This window comes from Spiroplasma endosymbiont of Megachile willughbiella (assembly GCF_964273395.1).
GTDB lineage: Bacteria > Bacillota_I > Bacilli_A > Mycoplasmatales > Mycoplasmataceae > Spiroplasma_A > Spiroplasma_A apis.
This window is the reverse complement of record NZ_OZ187005.1, coordinates 380,958-393,795: the sequence shown is the minus strand read 5'-3', so window position 1 is coordinate 393,795 and position 12,838 is coordinate 380,958. Positions and strand designations below refer to the sequence as shown.

The window sequence follows — 12,838 nt, the reverse complement described above, 5'->3', positions numbered from 1 at the left end:
ATTAACTCATATCTATTGATTCGATAGTTATTTTATAACTAATATCGATATCATCACATGTAGTATAGTCATCAAGTTGATTAGAGACAAGTACCTGAAACTTTATTTTTTCATTTTTGTCAGACCCGTTTTCTTTTCAAAAATTAACTTTAAAAGTTGTTTTCAAATTTAATGAATCATAATTACTTGTACAAGCACCGTACCAAGCTCTTTTTCTATACGGAATTTTTATTGGATTGAATTCTTGCATTTTGTATTCTTTTTTATTACCATTTATGTCATTCAAAGGAACACTCAAAACTTCATTACGAGCTTGTTTATATTGATTAGTGTCTATTTGTTTTGAAGAATTTATTTTTTCAGTTTGAATTGAGTATTTAAATTTCAAGCTAGTTTTTTTAGCTAAATTTTTAACATCGTTTAATGTTAAAGGAAATTCATATTCACCAATGAAAGTTTGATCTCCGTCATCGTCGTTTCTATGACTTGAGCCTATAGTTGGTGAGGAGGAAATTCTTGATTTAGTTTTTGAGCTAGTACCTTGAGGAGTTGTATTTTTAAAATCAGAAAAATTATAGTTATCCTCTTTATAAAAGATTGTTACAAATTTAACAATAACTTCTCCAAAATATTTTAAGGAATTATCTAACGCTGATAGTTTTATTTCTGAATAAGTTGGATTACCTATATTAAGGTTATTTTCATCGAAGTTTTTACCATTCACGTCTTTAATTTTATTTATAATATCTTGTCTATTTCTTCAAAATACCTTATTAAGATTATCCCTTGGTATCATGTTTTTAATATCTTTTCTAATAATCTTGAAGTTCATTTTTTCGTTACCAGTCATATTCTTGATTCTTAGGTCAAATCTAGTGTTAATTTTAGAGTCTAACTTAGTAAATTTGTCTTTAACAATATTGGAAATATTTATATCAAAATCACTTTTAATGTATTTTAGTAACGGATTAGCTTGTTTTAAATTTGCTAGTATTTTATCTTTAGAGTTTGAATCATCATAGTCATCAATTCCACCAATATCAGTTGTTTTTAATATTCCGCTTAGTTTATTACATTTATAAACTACGTTGATTTTACCCTTTAAAGCAAAATCATAAATATGAAATGTTGAGTTATCTAACTCGATTTCTTTTTCAAGAACTAAACTCTTGTTTTTTTCTTGTAAATATTTATCTAATAAAGGATTTTTTTCTTTTAGTTTACTTAAAATTGTTGATTCATCAACTTTATCCACTTCTCCTATATTAGTTACTGGAATAATAGCTGCTATATCATCAATTGAATAATTAATTACTGATTTAGAACCCTTTTCGAAAGTTATGTCTTTTAAGTACAAAGAAACGTTATTTAAAGTTTTTGAATCTTGGTTTAACATTACTTGGTTTTTATAGTTTTTAAGAATTTCATTTTTTTCAATTACTTTACTAATGATCACATTATCATCCAAGCTACCAATGCTTGATTCCAATGTTCTTTCTAAAATAACACCATCCAATGAAGTTGGTTTAAAATCTATATTAACTTTGTCACTGTAACCTTTTGCAGATAACACACCTTCATATATATTAGATAGTTCTAGACTTAAATCTTGATTTATATTTACATTTCTTAAGTTTTTATTCATTTTAATTAGTTTATTAAATATGGTTTCTGACTTGATGTTTTCTACACTTCCAATAGATGAAACGTTGATTATTTTTTTAAGAGAAGAACATCTAAACTTTATATTAATAAAGCCAGAGTAGTTTTTTATAGTTATTTTTCCGCTATTTAAAGTCATTGAGTTCAAATATACTTTCTCTTTTACTCCCGGATTTGCTTTCTTAAAGCTAGTTAAGATCTCTTCTTCACTAAAATCACTTATCAAACCAATATCAGTATACAATTTAAGGTCTTGTATTTTTTGATAACCTTGGTTGCTTTCTTCTAATTCCTTTGATTTCTCATCTTCTTTTTCTGAATCAGGTGTGATATTTTCGTTTTTGAAATTATTGTCTGTTGTATTAGCAACATAAATACAAGGTGTGACAGCTGCAGAAGAAGAGAATGTCATCATGCTTATAAATAATAATAGCTTTTTCATAAATAAACTCCTTTAAATATTGATATTCAATTCATAACCTTACAAATGAATGATTACCTTGAATCTAACAAATGTCAGTAACTAATCTTATTGATAACTACATGTTTAATTACCAAACAAAGTAGTCTTGATTAGTTAACCTTTTCAGTAATCTACTTCATTACCTTTGTTATAGTGAATTTAAAGATTAAAATCAACTCTTTTGGAGATTTGTATTTTTCTTTTATAAAATAAAAATTTTTTAGAGAAGAAAAAAAACAAGCTAAGCTTGTTTTAAATAGGAAATTAACGTTTTATATAGGCAAAAGCCACGTTTTTAGGTCTTATTGATAAAGTTTTATCCATTGAATCAAATATTAGGGAACTTAACTTTTTCTCACTTGTTGATAATTTGTCAATTGAATCTGTGTAAATTTTTACTAAAATGAACAATATATTATCGTAATGCAAGTTAACACGAGCTTCTACTTTAACTGGAGTGTTTACATTATTCGTTACAACATACTCAATAATTTTTTTAAGTATTTTTTCATCTATTTCAAGATTTCCTCTTGTATTTCTTTCCATTACAATATACATCAATTTTACCCCTTAGTTGCTAATTAGCTCTTCCTGAATATTTACCGTCATTAGTATTTACAATTATTTTTTCTCCATTTTTAATAAATAGCGGAACTTGTATTTCTAAACCTGTTTCAAGTTTTGCCTTTTTTTGGGCACCACTAGTTGTATCACCCTTTACGGCTGGTTCAGCTTCAACAATAGTAAGTTCTAGTTTTTCAGGAATAGAAATACCTAGCACTTCTCCTTCATATTCTGTTAATTTAACCATTGTTCCGTCTGTTAAGAATTTTAACTCTCAAGTTAATTTTTTAGAAGGTATTTCAACTTGGTCATAAGTTTCTGTGTCCATCAATACACAATTGGTTCCATCATTGTAGAGGAATTGCATATCTTTCTTTTCAATCATAGCTTTATCAACTTTATCACCACCGGTGAATGTTAATTCAACTCTAGCCCCTGATCTTAGGTTTTTAACCTTAACAGTTACTTTACCTTGTTGTCTTCCTGTTTTAGAAAATGAATTTTCTAAAACAACAAAAATATTACCTTCATATAAAAACGTGCTTCCTGGTCTTAAATCATTTACTTGCATAGTATCTCCTCATATATCAAAATCTACATTAATTATATCTAAAAAGATTAAACTTTAAAATATTAACCTAAAATTAAACCCATTTTGAATGGTGAATTAGGTTGGTTGTAGCTACTTGCCGCAACCATTTTTTTACCTGCTATTTGTAGTTCAAGAATTATGATAAATCCATTATTCGAAGCTACTACAATACCCTTATTATTTACTGAAACTATTTCTCCTGGTTGAAAAATTTTTAAAGGCATTGGAAATATATCATTTTCATCTAACAATCGCGCGGATTTAATTCTTAACCTTTCATTACCTAGGAATGTAAATGCTATCGGTTTAGGGCTTAAAGCTCTTATAAAATTGCAAATATTTTCGGATGTATCATCTCAATTAATTTTCTCTTGTTCATTTGTTAAGTTATAGGCAAATGTAACTTTTTTCTCATCTTGTTCCATTCCTTTGATTTTGCCTTCTAAAATGTTAAATAAACGTTTTTCGATCATTTTTTTACCTAATATAGCCATTTTATTGAAGAGTATTCCTGAATCATCACTTGAGTCAATCTCAATTTCTTCTTGAACATAGACTTCACCAGCATCCATTTTTTTTATCATTTTCATTAAGGAAATACCGGTTTTCTTTTCGCCTTTCATAATAGCATATTGAATTGGACTTCCCCCTCTATATTTTGGCAATAATGAGGCATGTACGTTAATGGAGTTTTTAAATAATTCTAAAACTTTTGAAGGAATAAATTGCCCAAAAGCACAAGTTATTAAATAATCCGCATTCAAGGCAACTATTTCATCATAAACATCTATTACTTTTGTTGGCTGTAGAAGTTTATAACCCTTTTCAATTGAATATGATTTAACCGGAGAAAAAGATAACTCTTTTTTTCTTCCAATAAGTTTATCTGGTTGTGTAATTACACCAACAATTTCTATTTTTAATGACTCTAGTCCTTTCAAAATACTGACAGCTATTTCTGGAGTTCCACAAAATATTACTCGATATTTATTCACTTAATCTCCTCTTCTCTAATATTTTTTCAATTTCTAATAGGTAATCCTTATCGTAGTCTTTAACATATTCTATAATTTTTTGTAAAACAACTACCATAGCTAATGTGTCTCTATCACAATAAGCAAGCATATCTGGTTTAAAAAGTTTGTCTCATTTTTCTTGACTAAAAGAGCCATCGATAAATTGTCTAAAAACCTGGCTAGCTTTATCTCCTTTATTTATTCTCAAATCTTTATAACTTAATTTATCATTTAGCACTGGTTGGGTTCTTTTTATAGAAGAACTTCCCTTGAAATCTGGATGATAAATTAGTCAATTGTCTTGACTTAAATTAAAAAAGTTTCATAAATCAATAGTGTTTTGTCTAATATATTTTAAGGGTTTAGAATATTTAGGATATTGGAAAATCAATGATTTTAAAACCATTCTTTCAAAGTGTTTGTTATACGCTACATACTTACCGGGACCATAAGAAAAAGAGTCTTTAATGAATTTTTTTACAAAATTAGGTCGTGGGTCTCTCTGAAAATCTTCAATATGATTAAAGTGTTTCATTGTTTTATTAGGTTTTTTAAAATCAAATTTATCATCCAAAATTACATGTATAGAATATTGAAAAGGAATTTGTTGGTAAGTTTTTGATTCATTAAAATTCGGCATTGCTCATTTTGAAGTTTCAAAGTCATACATATAAATCGGATATTCATAATAATGACTTAATAAATCTAATAATATCTCATACCTTGTTAGGTCTATAATATCAAATGAAGTTATTGTTTTGGTCTTAGCATACTTATTTGTCATTTTAATGATTCTGCAAATGACGTTATTAAAATATTTTTTTCCTTTTGAATCAACCCATTTTTTGTCTCATGGATCTTCAATATCTTCCATATACACTACATTTTTGGTGAAAAAGATTTCAGCAGCTTTTTGTTTAAAGCGCGATATATCAAATAAAGTTGCTTTATTTTTGTCAATTCAACGAATAACATGGTGACAATAGACCTCTTTTTCTTTGAAGTTAGCGTTTTTGTAGTCTATACTGTATTTACCACACTTGATATTTGCTAATATCTTCTCATTTTCAAAAGAGTTTGAGATTTCAGAAAACAAATCTTCAACGTCTGTCTCATCGATAAAATTTAGAAAAAATTCTATAAAAGATGATTTATATTTCTTATCATAGAATCTGTCCACAATGTTAAAAAGCAAATCATAATCTATGTCACTTACTTCCTCATATTTTTCATCCATAACTATATTATCGAGTATCGGCTTTATATTATCATCATAACTGATAATTTCTTCTTCAACACTCTTATCAATCTCTTCTTTATCAACTAATCCTACACCTCTATAATAGTCTTTGTTTATTAAACATAAACTTACTTTGTCAACAAAATAACCAGCTTGAGTTAATACATAATATTGATAAAATAAATCGAAAATATGTTCTGTTTTTCATTTTGAGGATGCTTTAACCTCTATAATTTCAACTCGATTGTTTCCCTTGTTGATCAAAATGTCACATCTTACTCGTAAATTGCCATCACATGCCTCAAATGAAGGTTCGAAAAGCATTTTACAATTTGAGTCATTTAATAAATCTCTTGTTTTTTGGATTGTATCTTTGTATCCTAATGATTGAAAATCAAAGTATGAATAAGAAGTATTTTCTGCAATATTTTCTTTATATAGTTTTTCAATGAAATACTCTCTTGCAGCTTGACCAATTTGATTACCATCAATGATAGTTTCAGCATCCATCGGCAATAACTCTAGTCCGTTAATGCTTTCCATCTCTTTCAAAATCAAATCTCTTTGTTCTATTTCTTCATCAGACAGATTATCACCTTTTAATAAGTGTTCATATAGACTTAATGGATCAAACCCACTAGAATTCTCAAAATCATCTTCATTGTTTATTTCATCATTCAAAAAGCATTCATAAACTTTATTTTTTTTAAGTTTTAAAAAGCTATTAAAGTTTTCCAAACTATGATAGATTCAAGCAACTTTATTACAAGTTGTGAGATACCTTTTAAAATCTTCTTTTGTTACTAGGCCCTTTAATTGCATTAAAATTTCCTCCTATAGTTAATGATAATGAAAAATAACATACTTTCGTTACGAAAATATGTTATTTGTTTCTTTTAGGCACAAACTTAACTGTAGTTGCTTTCACAACATCATCAATTTTGTTTGTATTATCTTTACGTTGTTTAGCTTTTTCTTCGCGTAAAGCTTGCATTTCTTCTTTTTCTTTTAGTTTTTGTTCTTTTGCTTTTTTAGAGTCTTCAATTTTCATTAATTTTCTTTCTTCTTTAGAAAGTTTTATTTTTTTCTCAGCAATTGCAATACGTCTTTTTGTATCTTCTAGATCCAATTCTGTATTAACTTGTCATGAAGTTGTGTATGATTTTTTACTAGCTTTAGTAGTAATTCCCTCAACTTCATATGCTCTTGTATACATTAATTTATTTGTTTTTGGCTCATACATTTGAACAACAACATCAAATACATCACGATATTTATACTCTGGTCCTTTTCTTGCGTATACTTTTTCATATTCTAATTTGATATTTTTCAAACTTTGTGTTTTTGCTAAATAGAATTTTATTTCATCTTTTACTACTCTTTTTCTATTTGCTTGCTCTTTTTTTTGCGCTTTTTTACTTGTTATCGATGAAACAATAACAAAAACTATTATAATAACAGCTACTACCCCAATAATGATTGAAGTCATCATGCTTGAAGAAAATAAATTTGGTGAAAAATTCATGTGTTTACCCCTTTATTCTACAAAGTAATTTTATCTTACTTTAAATCGTTTTTATTGTTTAACTTATAACTTTATCAATAACACCGCCACCAATACAAACATCGCCATAATATAAGACTGCTTCTTGCCCTTCAGTTACAGCGCGAACGTCATCTTCATAATCCAGTTTAATTTTTTTGTCATCCAAAATAGTAACAGTAACTGATATATCTGGTTGACGATACCTAAATTTAGCAGTGCAGTTGAAAGTTTTTTCTTCAAAATAATTTTTGTAATCAACAATAAAATTCATATCAGTTATAATACACTGTTTCGACTTTAAATATCCATCATCAGACAATTTTGAAACGTAAAGTATTTTATTATCTATATCCTTACCTGCAACGTAATACGGTTCTTTTTGACCACCTAAGTTTAATCCTTTTCTTTGACCAATCGTATAGTACATTACACCAATATGCTTACCTAAAACTCTTTTATCTTTTATATCCACGATGTCTCCAGGTTGGTTTGGAATATAGTTTTGTAAAAAACTTGTAAAATTTCGCTCTCCAATGAAACAAATACCTGTTGAGTCCCTTTTTTCAGCAGTGGGTAAATTGTATTTCGATGCCAACTCTCTAATTACTGATTTTTTGTAATTATACAAAGGAAATAATGTTGATTCTAACTGTTTTTGTGTTAGTTGACACAAAAAATATGACTGGTCTTTATTATTGTCTTTTCCGCGGAGTAATTCAAATTGACCGTAACTATTTTTTCTAACACCTGCATAATGACCCATTGCAATATAATCTGCTTCTAATTCTACTTGAGCATAATTGAGAAACTTATCAAATTTAATATATTTATTACACAGTATATCAGGATTTGGAGTTCGTCCTTTTTTATATTCATCGACGAAATACTCAAAAACATAATCTCAATATTCTTTAATAAAATCAACTCTGTGGATTTTGATTTTCAATTTATCAGCAACTGCCTTAGCATCATTATAATCTTGTTCTTGGGGACATATATCGCCCTCAAATTTATTCCCTAGAACGTCGTTATTTAAGGTACTATCTCAGTTACGCATAAACAAACCTTCAACATCATATCCTTGTTCCAACAAAAGAGCGGCTGTGACACTCGAGTCAACTCCGCCACTAAGACCAACTATGACCTTTTTTTTCTTCATTTTATTTACCTTTAATTCCTTTAGCTAATTTTTTTCTTTCTTTTCTTGATAATTTATTATTGTTTTTAACACTTTCAAACCATTCTTCAAAGTCATCAAAACTTGGTTTGTCAAGAGTTGCTTTATTTATATTTTGAGCATCAACAACTAGCTTATTGACTAATTGAGTAGTTTCCCCAGTTTGGTCAAAAAATTCTTGTTTTTGTTTTTCTTTATTAGGGTTAGTGTCTTGAGATTCAACAGCTTTATTGAAATCATCTGTGCTAAATGAATTATCGTAATCTAGATTATTAACTACTGGTTTAGGTAGACCTTTTTTGAGCGCTAAAAAACTATTGACTAAATCCATTGTCATTGATTTCTTTTTATCATTTACTATATCAAAAAATTGATCGATTTCAGTTGTTGTTGCTTTATCTCTTAAAGCTTTTTTGAAGCTTTCTTTTCTTAATTGTTTTTCCAAAACTCTTTGTTTTTTTAATTCTATATCTTGGTTATGCTTTTGTTCTAACATAGCTTGTTTGCGACGTTTTTCTTCGAAGTCCCTCAAACGTTGTTGTTCTAAAAGTTCTTCTTTTTTTCTTAATAATGCTTCTTTTTGTCTCTGTATTTGTTCTTTTTTTTCTTGTCTTTGTAGCAACTCCTGATTTTTATTAAGTAACTCTTTTTGTTTATTTATTATTTCTTGTTGATGCCTAATTGCTTCAATCATTTGAACTTCAGCTTCTTTGAGTTTACGTGCCTCTTCAAAAACACCCATTGCTTCTCTTTCAAGTGTTTCTTTATCTTCTATTCTTGAAAAACCTTTTGTTTCATTTTTATTTCTATGTATATGTTTGTTGGCAAATGTACTGTCATTACTTTTTGAGCGAGGTAAATATAATTCTTCATTATTAAGATGTTTTTCCAGACTCTGGTTTTTATTTAACTCTCTGTTTTCATATTTATCATATTCTCTAGAAGTAAGATTATAATTTTTATCAATACTTTCTTGATTTAAGTTAACATTTAATTTTTCAAGTAACTCTTCTTTTTGCAACTGCTCTTTTTGGTAACTTAGTTCTCTTAATTTTAATATTTCATTAGGTAGGTTAGATGGTCTACTATTGATACTTCGATCTAAAATATTAAGTGACTCAAATGTTCTGTCTTCAATATCATCTTTATTAAAATAAATGCTATTAGATTTATTTTTCTTCAAAAAATGTGAGTTTGCATTTTGCACTAATGATATTTTAGGCTCTGCCTTTTTTTTCTTTAAAGCAATTGTTTTATCAAAATCTAAGGAGATAGAAATACTGTCAGAGTTATCGTATCAAACATCTTCGACTGGATTAAAACTTTTTTTATTTGCGTTATCGTCATTGATTCCATTACGTTTGATTTGTAATACTTTTATTTTATCTGCCATAGTTTTTGTCTCCTTTTATTATTATACAATACATATTTATATTTTAGTCCATTAGTAAATAGGATAAACTTCAGTAAATTTACTCAAAAATATTGAGTGATTAAAAAAACCACTCTATAAATAAAATAAATTAATAGTGCCAAATAAATGTTTGTTAAGAGAGTTAAAAAAATATATCCATAACGGATATATTTTTAATTTTTGATATTATTGGAAGACTTGAACTGAGATATTTTTTGGATCTCTTCTAAAAGTTCTTTTTCTTCTTTAGAAACTTCTTTTGGTATAACAATGTTGATTTCTAAAATCAAATTACCACGACTTGATGATTTAACACCTTTGAATAACCCGTGATTTTTCAAAATTAGTGTATCAAAGTTTTTTGATCCTTTTGCTATTTTCACATCCAATTGGCCATCTAAACTATCAACTTTTATAGTATTGCCAAGTAAAGCATCCAAATATGAAACGTTTAGTTTTGCTTTAATATCATAGTTATTAACTATTTTTATATCACCTGTTACAGATAAATCTATATTAGCGTAAAGATGACCTTTTTCTCCACCCTCAACACTGTAATTTCCAACATTTCTTAAAACAATTTGTTGACCCGGAGTTAAACCTTTAGGTATAGGTAACTTGATTTTTTCGCGTTTTAAGCGAGCTCCCTCTCCCTTACAACTCTTACATGGGTTTTTAATTGATTTCCCTTTTCCTTTACACTTAGGACAAGTTTGTTGTGTTTGAAATTTAGCTATACCCATGTCTTGCAGGATTGTGACCACTCCGTGACCATTACATACCTCACAAGTGATAATATCGCTTGATGATTGGGCCCCAACACCATTACATTCATCACATTTACATACAAGTTGTAATTCTACTTCTTTGTCTACACCAAATAACAACTCGTTTAATGTTAAAGTCAAATCAACAACTACATCTTGACCACGGGCTTTTTTAGAACTGCGTGAGCTAAATCCTGAACTGCGTGAGCCTCTACCAAAAATATTAGAGAAAATATCTGAAAAGAAGTCGTTGCCACCACCCATATTTGAGAAGAAGTCACTAAATCCTGAGAAACCACCGCCAAATCCGGCACCCATTCCTTGAACTCCATCGTGACCAAACTGATCATATGTTTTTCTTTTTTGCTCATCAAGAAGCACTTCTGCTGCTTCTGTAGCTTCTTTAAATAACTCTTCGGCATTTTCTTCTTTACTTACATCTGGATGATATTTTTTAGCTAACTTTCGGTAAGCTTTTTTAATTTCATCTTCAGTAGCTGTTTTAGAAACCCCTAGAATTTCATAGTAATCTCTTTTTTTAGGCATATTGGGCCTCACTTCCTATCTTTAAAAAACAACTTTTGCGAAGTTGTTTTTTAAAACTATTTTTTATCTTCTTTATTTTCATCTACTGACTTTGTTTCTTCAGTTGTTTGTTGAGCTTGAGCGGCTGCCATTTCAGAAGCCATTTTCATAGCTTGCTCTAATTCATTCATTTTTTTCTCTAAGCCATCGTAATCTTCTTTTGCAATAAGTTCTCTAATTGATTTAGAAAGTTCTTCAGATTGTTTTTTCTGATCTTCTGGCATATCTTTTGTTGAATCTTCGATTATGTTTAAATAACTTTCTGCTTTGTTTTTTAACTCGATATTTTTACGTTTTTTGCTATCTGATTCAGCATTTTCTTCAGCTTCTTTAACCATTCTTTCAATTTCAGCCTCACTTAGACTTCCAGAGTTTGAAATTGTAATTGTTTTTTCTTCATTTGTATCTTTATCTTTTGCAGTTACCGAAACAATTCCGTTAACGTCAATTTTAAATGTTACTTCTATTTGAGGTACACCCTTTGGAGCAGGTTTAATTCCAGTTAATTGGAACTGTCCAAGAGATTTATTATCTGCAGCCATAGGTCTTTCACCTTGTAAAACGTTAATGTCTACTGCTGGTTGATTATCAGCTGCTGTTGAGAAAACTTGTGATTTTTCTGTTGGGATAGTTGTGTTTCTTTGAATCAAAGGAGTCATTACACCACCCATAGTTTCAATTCCTAAAGTTAAAGGGGTTACGTCTAATAGTAAAACATCAGTTACGTCTCCAGCCAATACTCCACCTTGGATTGCAGCTCCCATAGCAACAACTTCATCTGGGTTAATTGTTCTGTTTGGTTCTTTTCCTAATAATGATTTAACCAAAGTTTGAACAGCTGGTATTCTGGTTGAACCACCAACCAATAAAACTTGATCAATATCAATTGATTTTAGTTTTGCTTCTTTTAAAGCATCTTCAACAGGTTTTCTAGTTCTTTCAACTAAATCTTTAGTCATTTTTTCAAATTCACTACGTGAAAGTTTTGTACTAAAGTTAACTGGTCCATTTTCATTCATTGCTATAAATGGCAAGTTAATTTCTGTTTCTAACTGACTTGATAAGTTAATTTTTGCTTTTTCAGCTTCGTCTTTAAATCTTTGTAATGCCATTTTGTCATTAGAAAGATCAATTCCTGATTCTTTTTTAATTCCTTGACCAATTCAGTCCATGATTTTTTTATCAAAATCATCTCCACCAAGATCATTATCTCCTGATGTTGATAGTACATCATAAGTTCCATCTGCTAACTCTAGAATTGAAACGTCAAATGTTCCTCCTCCTAAGTCATAAACTAAAACTTTCATTTCTTTATCTTTTTTGTCGATACCATAAGCAAGTGCTGCTGCTGTTGGTTCATTTATAATTCTTTCAACTTCTAAACCTGCAATTTTACCTGCATCTTTAGTAGCTTTACGTTGTGCATCATTAAAGTATGCTGGTACTGTAATAACTGCTTTATTAACCTTTGTCCCTAGTTTATCTTCTGCATATTTTTTTATGTATCTTAATATTTCAGCTGATATTTGTTCAGGTGTATATTCTTTACCTTCTAATTTAACTTTTTTAGAAGTTCCCATGTCACGTTTAATTGATATCGCTGTATTTGGGTTTGTAACCGCTTGTCTTTTAGCTGCTCCACCAACTATAATGTCACTATTTTTAAATGCAACAACTGAAGCAGTAGTTCTTTGTCCTTCAGGGTTTTCCAATACTATTGGTTGTCCCCCCTCCATAATTGCAACAACAGAGTTTGTTGTTCCTAAATCGATTCCTATAATTTTTTCTTTTGCCATATTTTTATACCTTCCT

Annotated in this window: 10 protein-coding genes; all 10 read right to left on the bottom strand. The window is 28.9% G+C overall.

Annotation, left to right across the window (positions count from 1 at the left end):
• Window position 1: 1 nt before the first annotated feature.
• A complete protein-coding gene (locus tag ACI2WZ_RS01820) occupies window positions 2-2,104 on the bottom strand; it encodes a hypothetical protein (RefSeq protein WP_500245064.1) in 2,103 nt (700 codons plus the stop codon).
• Between the two features lie 285 nt (window positions 2,105-2,389).
• Window positions 2,390-2,683 carry an MMB_0454 family protein gene (locus ACI2WZ_RS01815; RefSeq protein WP_023789139.1) on the bottom strand — a complete coding sequence of 98 codons (294 nt, stop codon included), beginning with the start codon at window positions 2,681-2,683 and terminating at the stop codon, window positions 2,390-2,392.
• A 19-nt stretch (window positions 2,684-2,702) separates the two neighbouring features.
• Window positions 2,703-3,260, bottom strand: a complete 558-nt coding sequence (gene efp / locus ACI2WZ_RS01810; RefSeq protein WP_500222854.1) for an elongation factor P — start codon at window positions 3,258-3,260, stop codon at window positions 2,703-2,705.
• Between the two features lie 62 nt (window positions 3,261-3,322).
• Window positions 3,323-4,276, bottom strand: coding sequence for a methionyl-tRNA formyltransferase (fmt, locus tag ACI2WZ_RS01805; protein WP_500245063.1), 954 nt, complete (start codon window positions 4,274-4,276; stop codon window positions 3,323-3,325).
• Window positions 4,269-6,359, bottom strand: coding sequence for a DUF2779 domain-containing protein (locus ACI2WZ_RS01800; protein ID WP_500245062.1), 2,091 nt, complete (start codon window positions 6,357-6,359; stop codon window positions 4,269-4,271). Before ACI2WZ_RS01800 ends, fmt begins: the two co-directional genes overlap by 8 nt.
• 61 nt (window positions 6,360-6,420) lie before the next feature.
• Complete coding sequence (locus ACI2WZ_RS01795) at window positions 6,421-7,062, bottom strand: hypothetical protein (protein WP_500222848.1); 642 nt, start codon at window positions 7,060-7,062, stop codon at window positions 6,421-6,423.
• Between the two features lie 58 nt (window positions 7,063-7,120).
• Entirely contained in the window at window positions 7,121-8,242 is a 1,122-nt protein-coding gene (gene mnmA / locus ACI2WZ_RS01790; RefSeq protein ID WP_500245061.1) for a tRNA 2-thiouridine(34) synthase MnmA, read from the bottom strand.
• Window position 8,243: 1 nt separating this feature from the next.
• Window positions 8,244-9,653, bottom strand: coding sequence for a hypothetical protein (locus tag ACI2WZ_RS01785; protein WP_500245060.1), 1,410 nt, complete (start codon window positions 9,651-9,653; stop codon window positions 8,244-8,246).
• 194 nt (window positions 9,654-9,847) lie between these two features.
• A complete protein-coding gene (locus ACI2WZ_RS01780; RefSeq protein ID WP_500245059.1) occupies window positions 9,848-10,987 on the bottom strand; it encodes a DnaJ C-terminal domain-containing protein in 1,140 nt (379 codons plus the stop codon).
• A gap of 56 nt (window positions 10,988-11,043) precedes the next feature.
• A complete protein-coding gene (dnaK, locus tag ACI2WZ_RS01775) occupies window positions 11,044-12,822 on the bottom strand; it encodes a molecular chaperone DnaK (RefSeq protein WP_023789131.1) in 1,779 nt (592 codons plus the stop codon).
• Window positions 12,823-12,838: the final 16 nt, after the last annotated feature.